This window comes from Christiangramia pacifica, from assembly GCF_057221535.1.
On the sequence record NZ_CM170146.1, the window covers coordinates 1382215 to 1399642 of the forward strand.

A 17428-nucleotide genomic window follows, 5' to 3' on the forward strand; every position below is an offset into this window, starting at 1 on the left:
ATATTTTAACCTACGGCAATTTTATTATTACTATAAGATTTCTATATCCACAATGAAATTCTGCATTAGGGATGATTGAAAAATGATGATATTTTAGACTATTATTTTCTTGTGCTTTGTATTCGAAGCGAAACTTTCAACTTTTTTATGTTGTATATTATCAACAATAACTATATTTTTGTGGTAAATATACATCAAAATGAATTCTAAGAAATCAATTCTTTTACCGAAATATCAGAAAGTATTCGAACAGTTGGGTGAGAATATAAAGCTCGCCAGAAAACGAAGAAAGCTGACTACAGAGCAGGTTTCTGAACGTGCGGGTATTAATCGTACCACACTTTATAGAATTGAAAAAGGAGATCCGGCAGTTGCCATAGGTTCTTATTTTAATGTATTACGGGTATTGAATTTAGAAGACGATTTTAGAAAGCTTGCCGTGGATGATGAATTCGGTAGAAAATTACAAGACCTTGATTTACTATAAGAAAAATGGCTAGAGGAAAATTTGACATATATGTATTTGCAGATTGGGCATCCTTGGAAAAGCCAACCTTGGTAGGCGTACTTTCGGCTCATTTTGCCAAAGGGAAAAAAGCATTTAGTTTTGAGTATAACAAGGATTGGTTAAAGACCGATGCGCAGCGATTATTAGACCCGGATATAGAATTTTACTCAGGGCCACAGTATCCAGCCAATAAAGAAAACTTTGGAATATTTTTAGATAGTATGCCAGATACTTGGGGGAAAACTCTAATGAAAAGACGAGCTGCACAAGATGCTAGGGCGAAAAACGTAAAAGCGGATACTTTGTATGAAATAGATTATCTGCTCGGGGTTTTTGATGAGAGTAGAATGGGTGCTTTACGCTTTAAAACAGAACTCGAAGGCCCATTCTTGGATAACGATACACTAAGTCCAACACCACCTTGGTCATCACTCGGTGAGCTTCAGGAGGCGGTAATTCAGTTGGAAAATGATGACCAAAGTGATGCGATTAGAAAATGGATAGCAATTTTGATCGCACCCGGTTCTTCTCTAGGTGGTGCAAGACCAAAGGCTAATATTCTTGATACCCAAAAGAATTTGTGGATTGCTAAATTTCCATCTAAGACTGATACAGTGGATAAAGCGGCTTGGGAATTTTTAGCCTATAAATTAGCCATTGCTTCTGGTATAGAAATGGCAGAATCTAAAATTGAAAAGATAAACGGTCAATACTATACATTCTTGACCAAGCGATTTGATAGGGATAATGGTAAACGAATCCACTTTGCCTCAGCAATGACAATGACAGGAAATACGGAAGATATCATTAGAGATAAGACACCTAGTTATTTAGAAATTGTTGAGTTTATTGAGAACTATGGTGTTGATGTGGAAACTAATTTACACCAACTCTGGCGAAGAATTGTGTTTAATATTGCTATTTCAAATTCGGATGACCACCTAAGAAATCACGGATTTATTCTAACCGAAAAGGGTTGGGTTTTGTCACCAGCTTATGATTTAAACCCTTCAATTGAAAAAGACGGTTTATCCCTTAATATAGATATGGATGATAATGCTTTGGATTTTGAATTAGCTAAAAGCGTAGGTCAATATTTTCGTTTAAGTGATAATGAAATGGAAACCATTCTTGACCAAGTGTTATCTGCAGTCAAGGATTGGAAAAATGTAGCAAATAAAATCGGAATCAAAAGCGCAGAAATTGAATTAATGGCTGGTGCGTTCAGGTGGTAAAAGATAGCGAAAAAATCAGATGAGTTATACATCAATTAAAAATGATGAACAGAAAAATTATGGGTTGGTTCGTAAAACGGATTTAAACTTACGTGCAAAATATCCCGAACTTAAAACCTTGATTCATCAAACTTCAGATGGCTCTTTTGTTATTTATATTAAAAACAGAAAGGTTGATTTTGTTACTATTGAAGAAGAGTTCGAAAAGTCTATCAAACCTATTTTCCTTCCGGTTAAAATTTCTAAAAGAAAACCAAAATACAAGACTAAATTAGTTCCAAGTCTAGAGGATAGAGATATTCCTAAAGGATTGCAGGGTGTATTAATGCCAATGGCTCGATGGGCAGATATCTTGATGTCTAAGTTCCCAAATGTCAATTTTTATAAAATCATAGATGAACCAGGTATCTTAAATATTCATATTGCTAACTACTGGATCGAACAAGACCGTACCAGAAAAAAACAATTTTTAACAAGGTTAGAAGAAGAGAAACTTGTGAACTTTCTGAAGAAATACCAGAGTGGGCTGGAATTTAGAATTCATATCGATGAACTTGAAAGTCCCCCAACTCAGAAGAATGGGTTTTCAAAAGATGAGACTTCTGTTTATTATTGCAGCACTATTGTTCGCAATAAACCTAAATATATCCAACGTGACGAATCAATATGGTACGATAACATCAATGCCATTTACGAAGGTAATTCGATCCAAGTAATTATAACAAATTTGAAAAAGGAAAAGGTAACCCTACCTTAGAAACCATTTTAAAACTTGCTAGCGTGATGCAAATTGATCCTAAAGATTTATTTGATTTTGATTTTGATATCAAAAAGCATAAAATTGAGATGTAGTTTTATTTTTCCTGAAAGTATAAATATTCTAAAAAAAATTAATCCCTCATTTTTCATACCTCCAGATTTCCATATAGGAGTATTTTAAAACAAAAATTATCTAAAAGGACTACTATCAAAAGACTAAGTGGAGAAATAGAAAGGGAGAGGCCAATCCTACCTTCGAAACATTGATATCTCTGGCAATAGTTTTAGAAGTTTCTTTTAAAGAATTATTTAATTATGAATAATTCGTGATACTTTAATTACCCAGGCACATTGTAGATTAAACAGTTATATTGCTTTGAACCGCCTTGGGTAATATTATCAGAATTATGTTGAAAGAGATTGAAAAAGCTGGAAAACCTTATCTATTCAGATATAGACCAAACAATGATTTTACATTAGATGAAATAGAAAATTCATATGTTTATTTTCAAAAAAGAGAATTATTAAATGATCCTTTTGATTCAACACCAGACTTGATAGAATTAAAAAACATTAATATCGATAAACTCTTCAAAACATTTGAAAATATAGTTGGAAAGAAACAAGTAGAATATATTGAAAAAAAATTAAGCTCATCACAGGTAGAGGAGACGATTAGAGAGTCAATTCCTAATTTCATTAATAAACACGGAATAGCTTGTTTTTCACTGCTTCCTGGAGTAAATATGCCATTATTGGCAAATTATGCTAATAGTCATCAGGGCTTGTATTTACAATACAAATCAGATTTAGATTCTGACTTTTTCAAAGGTTTGAGGCTTATGAACTATAAAAATGAATTAAAAAAAATTTCAATTGAATTGCTAGAAAATGAAAATGATATTTTCGAAATTTTTTATCTAAAACAAGAAAATTGGGCTTACGAAAAAGAATTAAGATTAGTAAAAGAAAAATTCGGAAAATATAATATTAATAGAAAAGCACTGAGAAATATAGTATGTGGATATAAGTGCCCGGATAACTACATTGAAAATGTTTTAAAAGCAAATAAGCTTAATAAACACGTATCCGTATGGAAAATGGAAAAACCTTCTGAACATAATAGATTAAAATTAGATTTAATAGAATAACATTGCCCAAGGCGGTTCATGGCAAATAAAGACGGATTTAGCCGAAAAAGTGTAACTACAGAAGCTGAAAAGAAAATGGCAAGTCGGCAAGTCCGCGCCCCTACTTTCGCAACTTGCGATAACCGTAAACGTTGGGCTTAATACTCTTAAACTTGATTTTAATGAAAAGAATTTTGATTTTAGTGGTATTATTTATCGTTTATTTTGATTCATATGCCCAACATTTTGATTCTATTCCAAGCGAAATAGTAATAAGTTAATCATTTGTTATCACTGATTCAGGATTTAAAAATTTACAGAAAAAACAGGATTCTTTAATAATAAAAGAAATCTCAGCTACTGATCAAATTTCTCAAGCTAAAAATGTTTTAGGACAAATGAATGAGTTTATGAAAAATACTCCAGAATCAAAAATTATATTGGAAATAAAGAATGATTCTATTTGGCGGCATCAAGTAGAAAAAGAAATAATGATCGGAGATTATATAATGATTGAAAAAGGAAAAGGAGTTTTAAATTATTATTCAAAAGATAAGTCTACGAATTACAGAAAATATGATCTATTTGAGAACCAAATTGATATTGAAAAGTCAGAAAATAAAGAGGATAAAAAAATTATTGATGGATTAGATGTTTTCAAAGTCAAGCTCATCATAAAACAACCATTTAGCGACTTAGGAAATACAATTTATGAAATGTATGTAACCGAACAATTGAATTTGCCAGCGCATTCATATCTTAATCTTCCAAAATATTATCAAAATTTATTTCCACTAGAAGTCATAAGTTGGGAAGAAAATTTACCTGGGATTTTAGAAAAATATGAAGTGATGAACATAAAGTACTAAGCCCAACATCGGTTATAGTAAATAGCGGGTTTTGTCGAAAAAGTGTAATTTAGAAAACCAAGAAACAAAAGGTTGAGCCGACAAATCCACATCCCTTACTCCGCCAACTGGCGATAACCGAAAACCGCCTGGAGTAATATATCCACAAAAATTGATTTCTTCAGATTTTAATATGAAAGAGATATATAGAATTATAGTCAATTTCCTAGCTGAGAATTATTTGACCCTTATAATATTTCTTCTCGATAGTTTTTATACTTTTTTTTAATTTTAGAGGCTTGTATAATTGGTTTATTCTAAAGAGAGAATTGGTCCACATTCTCGAAAAAGACTCAATTGAGCTAAAAATTTACTGATCAATCTAACCTAAGTAGTTACTGCTAAATTTTAGACACTTTAATTAATCTTTATTTTGGAATCCTATCCTTTCTAACTTACTTCAATTATAACTGAAATAACCTGTTTTATTGGGGAGCTGTGATATAAAATTGCAACGTATTTGGATAAGAATTTTAAATGCGCATTTGAAATTATCAAACACACATAATGCATGAACCAAAGCCTTAGGTAATATATTTTTATTATCCCTTTTGGGAATATGCCCGATAGGTTAGATATTTTATTAAATGTATTTATTACATTTAATAAAATATCATTATATTCGAATAAATCTTTTATTTATGATTCCCAGATTTGTAACTTTTCTATTGTTATGTTTGGTTACCATTTCTTTTGAATCCTGCACCAGCAATAATTCACAGAAATATTCCCATTATCTCTTTGCGTATTTTACCGGAAACGGTGAAGGTGAAGAGGCAGTTCATTATGCGATAAGTTCTGATGGATATAATTATTATGCGCTTAATGATGATAAACCAATTATCAAAACAATTGATTTTAGTAAAGCGGGAGGAGTACGGGACCCTCATATTCTCAGGGGTGAAAACGGAAAGTTTTACATGGTACTTACCGATTTAAAATCTGCTAAAGGTTGGACCAATACAGCGATGCTTTTGTTGAGATCTGATGATCTGATAAACTGGGAATCTTCATTAATTGATATTCCCGAAACCTATTCAGAGCAATTTTCAGATGTAAACAGAGTATGGGCTCCCCAAACCTTTTATGATGAAGAAGAAGGAAAGTATATGGTTTATTTTTCTATGCTTCAGCCGGGTAGCTATGATAAGATCTATTACGCCTATGCAAACGAGGACTTCTCTGCACTTGAATCTGAACCAAAGCAATTGTTTTTTAATCCGAATGAAAAAGCCACGATCGATGGCGATATTGTTTTAAAGGATGACAAATATTACCTGTTCTATAAAACTGAAGGCGAAAGTGATAAAGGTATTAAAGTTGCAATTTCAGATAGTTTGACCAGAGGTTATAAGCCGCTTTCAGGAAATGTAGACCAAACTGATAAAGCAGTAGAAGGTTCCGGGGTATTTAAACTCTTGAATTCTGATAAATACATCCTTATGTATGATATATATATGGATGGGAAATACCAGTTTGCTGAAAGTACAGATCTGAAAAATTTCAAAGTGGTAGATCAGAAAGTCTCTATGAATTTTCATCCCCGTCATGGTAGTGTTATCCCCATCACCCAAAAAGAAACCAAAAGATTACTGAAAAAGTTTCCTTCCAGTAATATTCCGGGAATCTCTTCGGTGTCTGGAAAAAAAGTGAAATCGAATAATGTGGTTATTAATAAGGACCAGGATTCTATTTTTATTCCTGTAAGGCCAGGAACAGATCTTTCCCATTTTCAGCCTGGATTTCAGTTGATAATGACAGATGCTATTGAACCTAGAAATCCTCAGAATTTTGAAAATGCTCCTGTTGAGTACAGGTTAACAGTTGGGAATGAAACTAAAACTTATCGGGTTGCCGTTTCAGTAAATAATAATCCGATTATAGAAGGATATTATGCCGATCCGGAAATTCTGTATTCCAATAAAACACATAAATATTATCTCTATCCTACTAGCGACGGATTTAACAACTGGTCGGGTGCCTATTTCAGAACCTTTTCTTCTGAAGATATTATCAATTGGAAAAAGGAAGATACTATCCTGAATTTAAGGACTGATGTATCGTGGGCTAATAATAATGCGTGGGCTCCAACAATTGCGGAAAAGGAAATAAACGGAGATTATAAATACTTCTTTTATTTTACTGCGGAGCGGAAAATTGGAGTGGCAGTTTCCGACCATCCAGCCGGCCCTTTTAAGGACAGTGGGAAACCTTTAATCGATTTTAAACCTAGAGGAATTCATGGAGGTCAGGAAATTGACCCTGATGTTTTCAACGACCCGGTATCAGATAAAAGTTATTTGTATTGGGGTAATGGCTATTTGGCAGTAGCGGAACTAAATAAGGATATGATCAGTATAAAACGAGAGACGATCAAAGTACTGACTCCAGATAATACTTTTAGGGAAGGTGCTGAAGTCTTCTTTCGTGATGGTAAATATTATTTTCTATGGTCTGAGGATGATACCCGAAGTCCCAATTATCGAGTAAGATATGCAACTTCAAATTCGCCACTAGGTCCATTGAATATTCCTGATAATAATCTAGTCCTTCAGAGAGATGATGACAAACAGATTTATGGAACTGGTCATAATTCAATTATTAATATGCCAGGAACTGATAAATGGTATATCATTTATCATAGATTTACTAGACCTAAAGGGATCCAAATGGGTGATGCTGCCGGTTTCCATCGTGAAGTAGCCATGGATAAAGTTGAGTTCAAAGATGATGGCAGTATTGTTGAAATAAAACCAACTTTAGAAGGAATTATTAAATAGCCAATTGTGGCCCAATAAAATAATTATGATAAAAAAATCAAGCATTTTACTACTTCTTTTCTTTTGTTTAAACATTATTCACGCTCAGGAAAATACAGCTCCATACGATTCTTTTCATCCCGGAGAATCATGGAAAGATTCAAACGGGAAGCATATTAATGCCCATGGAGGCGGAATTATGTTTCAGGATGGTATTTATTATTGGTTCGGCGAACATAAAGGAAAACGCAGCCAGGCAAGGGTGGGGATAAGTGTCTATTCTTCTAGTGACCTTTATAATTGGAAATATGAAGGAGTAGCTCTATCTGTCGAAAAAGATCCGAATTCTGAAATCACTTCCGGGAGTGTGATGGAACGGCCAAAAGTGATTTTCAACGAGAAAACAGAAAAATATGTTATGTGGTTTCACCTAGAGCTGAAAGGACAGGGATACAGTGCTGCCAGGACTGGTGTCGCGGTAAGTGATACTCCAACAGGTCCATTTAAATATTTAAAATCCTACCGACCCAATGCCGGTTATTGGCCTATAGACTTTAAGGAATCTTGGAAACGGGAGTTTGTAGAAGGAGAGATAGGTGAATGGTGGACGGATGAATGGAAAAAGAATTTACTGGAAGGATCCTTTGTACGCCGGGATTTCGAACAAGGACAAATGTCGCGCGATATGACCATTTATATAGATAATGACGGAACCGCTTACCATATTCATTCCTCGGAAGAAAACCAGACACTACACATTTCAGAACTAACTGATGATTATATAGATTTTACCGGAAATTGGGTTAGGGTACAACCTGGCGGACAAAATGAAGCACCGGCTATATTTGAAAAAGATGGCACTTACTATATGATTACTTCCGGACTTACAGGATGGGATCCTAATGCTGCTAGATCCTTTAAGGCAAATTCTGTAATGGGACCTTGGGAAACACTTGGAAATCCTGCCCGGGGAATAGATGCTGATAAAACCTTTCATTCTCAAAGCACCTATATTCTGCCAGTACAGGGAAGAGAGAATGCTTTTATTTTTATGGCCGATAGGTGGAATCCAGACAATCACATAGATGGGCGGTATATCTGGCTACCCATCGAATGGGAAGAGGGAAAGCCAGTTATTAGATGGTATGATGAGTGGAATCTTTCTCATTTTAAGAATAATAAAGAAAAAGAATAGGAGAATAACCTTATTGAGCAGAACGAATTAATGAGAAATGACCTTTAAAGGTACTTCCGTCTTCCAATTTCACCTGGTACCAGTAATCATTTGCAGGCATCATTATTCCGTTAAAGTTTCCATCCCAACCTTTACTTGTAGGATCAACTTTCCTTAAAAGTTTACCATATCGATCATAAATTAATATAAGAGCATTCTGCGGATTGGATATTCCTTTAATATTCCAGTGATCATTAAAACCATCACCGTTTGGAGTAAAATATTTTGGAATACCAAAAAGAAATAATTTCAAGCTACTGTTTCCGCAGCCATTTTTGTCGTTGATATAAAGAATATGGGTGCCTGAACTTACATTAAAGAAAGTTTCTTCATCCTGATAACTTCCTGCAGGATCATCAAGTGCATATTGATAATCTCCTATTCCCAAGAGCTCCGGATCTAGAATTTCTATCTGATAGGTATCTCCTGTAGCTGTAATGTTTAAATTATTATTATTAATGTTAGCTGGACCGGAATCAAGAATTTCGATCATTTTTGTTTCCGAAGTACACCCTTCGCTGGAAGTTGCAAAAACCGAATATACACCTGGAGTTGTAACGGTTAAATTTGGAGCAGTGCTCATTAGGGTTCCATTTTCATCATACCACTGATAATCATAACTTCCGGATATATTAAATGGTTTTAAATCATAGGAAGGGTTTAAGGGACAGATCTGGCCTAAATTATTCAAATCAAATTTCGGTAATTCATTTACCGAAAGTTCTATATAAGGTCCAATAGCATAGCATGTGCTTGTATTCTCATTTTTTATCCTAACAAAAATTTCCTGATGGCCTGGTTTTTCATTGAAGAAATTATTTTCTTCGGTAATAGGATTTAACTTATTTAAAGCATCGTCTACAGTATAATAAAAGGTAAGCGAGAAATTTTGGTCAGCGGGCAAGGCATTGAGTATGGGTGTTCTGGCTTCACTGAGATCAAAAAGATATTTACCATCATTAATGCCATCATCATCACAAGCGCTTAAAATATGAACAAAACCTGGCGGAAGGGAAGAGGAGGAGACTTCAAGATTTATACGCACAATTTCGTAACAGGGTGTTTGGTCGGTTACCCTTGCAAAAACAATTTCAGTTGTGGCATTGCTAATCATTGCAGATTCCAGTTCATCAATTTCTGATTGAGCATCGGGCAGGGAACTATAAAAATTCAACTGGTAATGAGTATCATCTGTTATTAGTGGTATAGCTTCTTCCAAATTAAATGTTGAAGAAACATTTGGAGAATTATCTGAAACACAATTGGTGAGCGTAACCACCTTTCTTACGTTGACTGGATCGTAGTAAGTAACTGTAATTCGCTCCCGTAGACCTTGGTAGCAGCCTACTGGTCCGGCCGAAACGTAAAGATCTGTTATTGCATTTACTATAGGATTGTATTCATTTCCCTCGTGTATGGGTGTGCCACCTGAAGCTTCAGTGAACCAATAGATTGTTCCGTCACTTGCCTTGGCATTGACTAAAACTTCACCTGTTCCGCAGGTATAAGCATTTGTGGTTTCTGTAATAGATGCTGAATAAATACGGGTGCTGGCCGAAATATTGATTTCCGGATCACCGGGCATTCCGCCATATTCTACAATATAGCCCTTGGGATGATATTCCCATACCTCTTGAGGATCCCCTTCGACTCTCAAATCATTCCATGCACCTCGAGTACCTACAGATGGATCTGTGATATGTACGTAATCCTCACCCGGGCCGCCATGTGCATTATCTGGTTGGTTGATATTCCAATTTGCAAAAGTTGTGGTAAAGCCCGATGCATCTCCATTCCAAAATATAACTCCACCATTCAACCCTTCCGGTCCGGTAACCCATTTCCAAATACCTTCTATTGCTTCGTCGGTTCCGCCAATCCAACCAGCACCATCTGCCTGTTCTCCACAAAGTTGAGCTTCTTCGGATGAAGTAAGAGTAGCTAAATAACCTTGCAGGCCATTATAAGTGCGTTGTTCCGCTTTATTTCTAGCATCTTTCCACGAGATCCCTAAATCTGCTACATACTCATAATAATGTCCTGTTGAAGAAAGGTAATTAGCCTGACCTGTTGTGATTGAAAAAACTCTTTCACCGGCTATGGCCCTGTTATTACTTTGAAAATTGACATTGTATAAAGCATTAATCAAATCATTCAGGGGAGCCCCAGGGTTTTTAGATAATTTCAGTTTTCCCGTAGTCCTATCCCAACTCGAGGAGATATTAGGATGGTTACCAGTTAGAAGCAGTCTATCGTATTGCGCATCGTATCCTTCAGAAATTTGTATATATACACCATTTACGGGCGAGGAAGTTGGATTTTGAATATTAACGGCAGTTACGATTGGAATTGTTGATAATGGGCAGTACAACTGATTTCCACTAGCCGTAAGTATAGGAGCCTGAGCAAATGTAATAGCTGTCCAGAGTAAAAAAAGCCACAAGAAACTTTTAATACGGTTCATCATACATTATTTTGTAAATTTAAAGGGTTGTGAATACCTGACTCATATTTTAGCCCTATTTAAATTCGATTTTCGGTTCTTTTGAACAGCTTGTTAAGGCTTAACTCAAACGGTTTAATCTATTATCATTAAACAATTTTTGAAAGGTTTTTACTTATTAGATTGATATATTCTAACATAATCAACCATATATTTTCCAGGAAATTTTGATTTAGAAGGATCTCCACCATTTCCACCAATCGCCAGGTTTAGTAAGATATAATGAGGTTGATGAAAGGGATTAAATCCATCTGGATTAGTAGTGGTTGATAAATCTATTTCGTTCAATAATTCATCATCTAGAAAAATTCTTATGTAATCCTCCGTCCAGTCCATTTTCCATATATGAAATTTCTCCTCCCACTTCGGATCTTTCTCGATAAATTTTGAAAACGGGATTTTCTCACTATCCCAAGAGACATTTTCCATACTGCTTTTCCAGGCAGCATTTGCGAGAATTGCCGGTTCTTGATTCACTAAATAAAATTCCATAATATCAATCTCACCATTAGATGGCCAGGGTTTATTAATACCTAGAGTCCAGATTGCAGGCCACATACCTCGGGAAGTATCAATTTTGGCTTTTACTGTCATCACTCCATATTTGAAGCTATATTTCCCGCTGGTATTTATACTTGACGAAGTATATTCTGCATATTCGCGATTTTTCCGCCAGTCATTGCTATTTACTTTATACTGATCATTTTTAACCTGTTCCCTGCGTCCTTCAATTATTAGAATTCCATTTTTAATGAAAACGTTATCTTTTTGATACCATTGCAGTTCCTTATTTCTAACAAAACCCTGTTCATAAGACCAATATTCAGGATTCGGTTTGCCAGAAGCATTAAATTCCTCTGCCCAAACAAGCTTATAACCTTTAGGTAGTTCAGATTCTTTTTCCTGGGCATAGCTATTCATAAAACTTAGAATAAGGCAGAAAACCAAGAATTTTGGAGAAGTTACATTGTTAATCATTTTTTCTGTTTTTCAAGTTCTTGTAATATTCCTTTAGCGTATAGAACGCTTTTTTCTTATTTCCTTTATCGTCTATGAGCCCTTTACGATTCCAGCCTTCCTGAAATATTGGGTTATTCCTTCGTGGCGATTTGAAATCTACAAGAAGCCATGGGGAAATTCCAGTGTAGTTTTCAGGCATTCGTTTCATCATTTTTATGGTTTCCTCAAAATACCATTCCTGGAACTCTTCTGTCCAGCGCTGTTCTTTGCCACCGTGATATCCTCCTTTAGCTCCAGCACCTGTTTCACTGAAGAATAATGGTTTATCATAGTCGAGGTCCCAATTGGAATTTTCTTTAGCATTGGGCAGGTCTCCATACCAACCTAAATATTCATTTACCGAAACAATATCTGTATATTCCCCTAACGGGTCGTCGACAAAATTTTTATCTCGATTGTAACCAACTTCAAGTGCGGCAGATATTAATCTGGAATCATCCAGTTCTCTGGCGGTGTTGATGAGGTTTTTCATAAAATTGGTGCGAGCTTCGCTAACCGGCGTCTCATTCCCAACTGACCAGATAATGATGGAGGCCTTATTCTGGTCCCGAATAATCATTTCTTTCAGTTGTTTTTGAGCTTTTTTATAAACATTTTTATTTTCAAAATTTATTGTCCAGTATACCGGAATTTCGCTCCATACCAGCATCCCAATAGAGTCTGCCATTTTGGTCATATATTCGTTATGAGGATAATGAGCGAGTCGAACCATGTTGGCATTCAGCTCTTTTGCCCAGCCAAACAATTGTTCGGCATCAGCCTTATTCTTAGCGCGTCGCTCATCCTGCGGAATTTCTTCATGTATACTTATCCCTCGTAGAAAGAGTTTGTCGCCGTTAAAAAGAATATTTTTTCCTTGAACTTCGATTTTTCTGAACCCTATTTTATCCTGAAGAATAGTTCCTGCAAAACTGAATGTTACTTCATAAAGTTTAGGATTTTTAGGAGACCATAATTTAATTTTTTTTGAATCAAATTGGAAGCTGGCTTCCTCTCCATGGACTTCTACTTTTTCCTGTAGTTTTAATTCTGGAATTGTAATAACCACCTCACCTTCAGAAGGTTTATTAAATTTTAAAGTTCCTGAAAGAAGAAATTTCTGGGCTTTGATGGATTTTTTAATATCTTGACTTTGGTCCAAATGCAGAGAATAATTCTGAATATAACTTTCGGGCATTATAAGTAACTTGACATCTCTTGTAATTCCACCATAATTCCACCAGTCGGTATTTACGGTAGGGATTTCATCAGGATGCCTTTTATTATCGACCTTAACGACCAGGTAGTTATCTTTTATCTTTAAAAGACCTTTAGGGATTTCAAAATTGAAAGGGGTGAAGCCGCCTTTGTGCATCCCTAATTTTTTTCCATTTAAGTAGACATGTGCTTCATAATTCACAGCTCCGAAATAGAGATGATATATATATCCTTTCTTTATCTCAGAAAGATCAAATTCACGTTGATACCAAACGGTTCCTTCATAATATTTAAAAATATCATCCTGCGAATTCCAGTCACCGGGAACCTGAATCGTATAAGGATCTTTGTAACCATGTTCTTTGCGATCTGATTTGTTTTTTACGACCGGTTGGTGCCAGTAAGCTTCACTATCATTTTCATTTCGTTCCTGCCAACGATAATTGTAAAATCCGGTTTCGTAAGGGTCAAGAATATAATGCCAGGAACCGTTCAGGGAAATATTTTCCCGATTAGTTGTATTTATGATGAGATCCTCCTGAGCGATTAAGGGAATCGCCCAGATCAATATTAATAAAAAGCACCATTTCGATCTCATCATCGTTATTTTATTATTTAGCACTCAGAGATTTATCTTCAGAAATTAAAGACATACTATAGGTATAAGTATAATGGTCATCCATTAACCTGTATTTTTCATGTGGAAGAGCGCCCCAGCTATTATCCCCGCCAAGCCCGCGTTGTTTTAGGTCTATATGGAGGAATACTTTATCTTGTGGTTCCAGATCGGTTGGGTGGCGTTGTGCTTTCCATTCGCCGGCGTCTAGTTGTTCGGTAGGGATATCCAGGGCACTAAAACCAAGGGGCTGATGGCCAACGATTTTCAATCCATTTCCATGAGTATCTTTTAAAGTAAGCCAGCGAACATCGGTTTTATAACCCGATTCCTGTGGACGAATGTATGTCCAGGTAAACTGGTTGGCCACTTTGTCTTCATATTGTCCAACAAACGACGAGGTATTTCTGTCGGCATAATTTTCCCAGGGACCTCTACCATAGTAATTCAAATTATTATAATCGCCTGGCAATACCACACGCATCCCAAACCTTGGCAACTCCGGCAACTCTTTTCCGGTCATGTCTATACTGGAAGTAACTTTAATATCCCCGTTGTTCTCAATAAAATACTCAACAGTATAAGGCACCTGGACTTCGGCTAATTCATAAGTTACAATTACCGCTACTCCCTTGTCGTTATGTTTGCCCACGTTAACATCTTTTACTTCGGGATTTTGATGGGCATGTTTCCAGGCTTTAAGTTTTTGGGGCATTTTGTTGCCAAAATCATTATCTGTTGGAGCACGCCAGAAATATGGTTCTGGGAATTGGGAAATCACCTTAAAATCCTCGTTTTTAAAACTATATTTTTGAAGCTTTCCTGTTTCCAAATTTAGTTCGCCGATAATTTTATCGGTACTAAAATGAAAAACATCTCCTTTAATCGAATGTTTTAAATTTTGGCTCTCTAGTGAATTATTCTCTCCAGTAAAAAAAGTTTTATCTCCAATACTAAATTGTTCTCTGGCGATCTCATGACCTTCCGGAACAAGTTCAGTGGTCTCTAAAGTATAGGCATGAACATTCAGAAAATATTCCCTATCATCCAATTTTGGAAGATCAAGTTGAATTTCTTTTTTCTGGTTAGGTGCTACGGAAACCTTAAAATTACCTTTTTCTACTATTTCGCCATCGGCGAATAATTGCCATTTAAAACCATATCTGTCAAGATTCGTAAAGTTGAATTTATTAGTAACAATTAGGTTTTTTTTATTTTTAAGTTGAAAATTAATGTTTTGGTGAACTTTTTTTACTTCCTGAAGGGCAGGATGGGGATTACGGGCGGCGTCAACAAGGCCGTTAGCATTAAAATTTTCATCATTTTGAAGATTTTCTCCACCCAAATCGCCACCATAAGCCCAGAATTTTTCTCCTTCTTTGGTCTCCGCTTCCAGTCCTTGGTCTACCCAGTCCCAGATAAAACCTCCTTGCATATGACTGCTGCTGTTAATAATATCCCAGTATTCCTGGAAGTTCCCGTTACTGTTTCCCATAGCATGTGAATATTCACACATAATATATGGCCTTTTCTTATCTTCAGATTCGGCATATTCTATCATGTTCTTTAATCCTGGATACATCGGAGCAACTATGTCGGTATTCCTGTTTTCCCCGGCTTGTTCAAATTGGACCATTCTGGTAGTGTCACGTTCTTTAATCCAGTCATAGGCATCATAAAACACCTGCCCGTTACCACTTTCATTACCCATTGACCAGATGATAATTGAAGGATGATTTTTACTCCTTTCAACCATTCTCTTAATTCTATCCAAATGTGCAGGAGCCCATTCTTTTAGATAAGCGGGGTGTTTAGATTTGTCAAAACCAGCCTGCCATTCTGCTCCCATACCATGGGTTTCAATATTGGCTTCATCAACGACATACATTCCATATTTATCAGCCAGTTCGTACAACTCAATCCCGTGAGGATAATGACTCATCCGAATCGCATTGATATTATTACGCTTCATTAGTTCAATATCCTTTATCATCATCGCTCTGTCTGGAACGTGGCCTTTTGTACCGTGGTGCTCGTGCAGGTTTACTCCTTTTACAGTGATGGGTTCCCCGTTAACCATTAATTGTGCGTCTTTGATTTCGACTTTTCTGAAACCTGTTTTCCCTGAAATCACACCAAGAATCTCCCCTTTTTTATTTGAAAGGGTGATCAGGTATGAATAAAGATTAGGAAATTCTCCACTCCATTTTTGAACATTTTGAATGTTTGTGGAAAATTTCACCTTTTCATCAGCTGATAGTTTCTTTTTTTCTTCTGAAAAAACCTTTTCACCCTCAGGACTGAAAAGTTCTATTTTCACCGCGGTCTTTTTTATTTTACTACCCTCAAACTTTCGAAGATCCACAGTTAAGTTGAAGATTCCGTTTTTGTACTGATCATCAAGATTAGCGGTTACCCAGTAATCCCAGATGGTGGTTTTTGGAATGGCTTGCAAATAAACATCTCGTTCAATTCCGCTTAAACGCCAAAAATCCTGATCTTCCAGATAGCTTCCATCATGCCAGCGGAAAACCTGCACTGCCAACAGATTCTCTCCTTCTTTTAAAAAAGGAGTGATATCAAATTCTGCCGGGGTCTTAGATGCTTTGGTCATCCCTACTTCTTTCCCGTTCAAATAAATCTGTGCATATCCCGAAATGGAACCGAAATGAATGATAATTTCTTTTTCATCCCAGCCCTGTGGAATGGTAAATGTAGTGCGATAACTTCCAACCGGGTTATATTTTTCATCGATATAGGGCGGATTTTTAGGGAAAGGGTAGGTTACATTTGTATAAATGGGAATATCATATCCTTCTAATTCCCAGTTAGAGGGAACAGAAATGTTTTTCCAATTCCCATCATTTAGTCCAACTTCATAGAAATCTTTTGGCCTTTGAGTCGGGGTCTTAACAATATTGAATTTCCAGGTACCGTTCAGGCTTTTATAATATTCCGAGGCTTTTTTATCAGCTTCTTTTGCTGTTGCTTCATTCTTATATAAAACGAACTGGGTGTGAGCTTCTTCTTTGTTTCTGTCCAAAATTTGTGGATTTTCCCATTCATTTTGTTTGTGCTGAGCCATGCATGTAATTGTGATCAGTACGAGGAAAACCGTTAATATTGTCTTATTCATTTTCATTGTTTCTAAATTCATTTTTTAAATCTTTCCAAACTTTGACTTCTTTACTGCAAGAGCCATATTATTAGAGTTTCCAATTTGACAACAGAATATTTGGAAAATTTTTAACCTGGCATGGAGCCTATTTAAAAATTCCAATGATATATTGCTTCCTGGTCTTCATACCATAGCGTAAAAAACCGATAATATGATTTTGTAGAATTTGGGAAAATTGTGTTGCAAGAGAAAAAGAATTAATTTACGTTTCCTACGATGGATTTAAAATACATCTTTGGAAAAAGCGGTATCCGGTTTATCCAGATACCGTTTCTATTTCCTTTAAATTCACATGGCTAATTCAACTTCCTTAATTCAAATTTCATTTAATACCGAATTCTTTTCTTTTATAATCATACGAATCATTAAAAAGTACGTGAT

General features: G+C 35.7%; 12 protein-coding genes. 8 read left to right on the forward strand and 4 right to left on the reverse strand.

All coding sequences use genetic code 11. The annotated features are described in order from the left end of the window. Nucleotides 1-199 precede the first annotated feature (199 nt). The 8 genes from AC2S94_RS06455 to AC2S94_RS06490 all read left to right on the forward strand — a co-directional run bounded on the left by AC2S94_RS06455 (nt 200) and on the right by AC2S94_RS06490 (nt 8494). Complete coding sequence (locus tag AC2S94_RS06455; RefSeq protein ID WP_484630650.1) at nt 200-487, forward strand: helix-turn-helix transcriptional regulator; 288 nt, start codon at nt 200-202, stop codon at nt 485-487. A gap of 5 nt (nt 488-492) precedes the next feature. After that, nucleotides 493-1743, forward strand: coding sequence for a type II toxin-antitoxin system HipA family toxin (locus tag AC2S94_RS06460; protein ID WP_484630651.1), 1251 nt, complete (start codon nt 493-495; stop codon nt 1741-1743). Between the two features lie 19 nt (nt 1744-1762). After that, nucleotides 1763-2500, forward strand: a complete 738-nt coding sequence (locus AC2S94_RS06465) for a hypothetical protein (RefSeq protein WP_484630652.1) — start codon at nt 1763-1765, stop codon at nt 2498-2500. 5 nt (nt 2501-2505) lie between these two features. Continuing rightward, on the forward strand, nt 2506-2595 hold the full coding sequence (locus AC2S94_RS06470) for a hypothetical protein (protein WP_484630901.1): 90 nt from the start codon (nt 2506-2508) through the stop codon (nt 2593-2595). A gap of 314 nt (nt 2596-2909) precedes the next feature. Continuing rightward, nucleotides 2910-3653 carry a hypothetical protein gene (locus tag AC2S94_RS06475; protein WP_484630653.1) on the forward strand — a complete coding sequence of 248 codons (744 nt, stop codon included), beginning with the start codon at nt 2910-2912 and terminating at the stop codon, nt 3651-3653. Between the two features lie 389 nt (nt 3654-4042). After that, complete coding sequence (locus tag AC2S94_RS06480) at nt 4043-4501, forward strand: hypothetical protein (RefSeq protein ID WP_484630654.1); 459 nt, start codon at nt 4043-4045, stop codon at nt 4499-4501. Nucleotides 4502-5181: 680 nt separating this feature from the next. Next, nucleotides 5182-7320 carry a glycoside hydrolase family 43 protein gene (locus AC2S94_RS06485; RefSeq protein ID WP_484630655.1) on the forward strand — a complete coding sequence of 713 codons (2139 nt, stop codon included), beginning with the start codon at nt 5182-5184 and terminating at the stop codon, nt 7318-7320. Between the two features lie 25 nt (nt 7321-7345). Continuing rightward, on the forward strand, nt 7346-8494 hold the full coding sequence (locus AC2S94_RS06490) for a glycoside hydrolase family 43 protein (RefSeq protein ID WP_484630656.1): 1149 nt from the start codon (nt 7346-7348) through the stop codon (nt 8492-8494). Between the two features lie 10 nt (nt 8495-8504). Here the strand turns inward: AC2S94_RS06490 and AC2S94_RS06495 are convergent, their stop codons facing one another. The 4 genes from AC2S94_RS06495 to lacZ form a co-directional block, all read right to left on the reverse strand. After that, nucleotides 8505-10997, reverse strand: coding sequence for a T9SS type B sorting domain-containing protein (locus AC2S94_RS06495; protein WP_484630657.1), 2493 nt, complete (start codon nt 10995-10997; stop codon nt 8505-8507). A gap of 150 nt (nt 10998-11147) precedes the next feature. Continuing rightward, nucleotides 11148-12014, reverse strand: a complete 867-nt coding sequence (locus AC2S94_RS06500) for a glycoside hydrolase family 16 protein (protein WP_484630658.1) — start codon at nt 12012-12014, stop codon at nt 11148-11150. Next, on the reverse strand, nt 12007-13854 hold the full coding sequence (locus tag AC2S94_RS06505) for a glycoside hydrolase family 2 protein (protein ID WP_484630659.1): 1848 nt from the start codon (nt 13852-13854) through the stop codon (nt 12007-12009). The genes AC2S94_RS06500 and AC2S94_RS06505 overlap by 8 nt, the downstream gene beginning before the upstream one ends. 10 nt (nt 13855-13864) lie before the next feature. Then, entirely contained in the window at nt 13865-17005 is a 3141-nt protein-coding gene (lacZ, locus tag AC2S94_RS06510) for a beta-galactosidase, LacZ type (RefSeq protein ID WP_484630660.1), read from the reverse strand. Between the last annotated feature and the right edge of the window lie 423 nt (nt 17006-17428).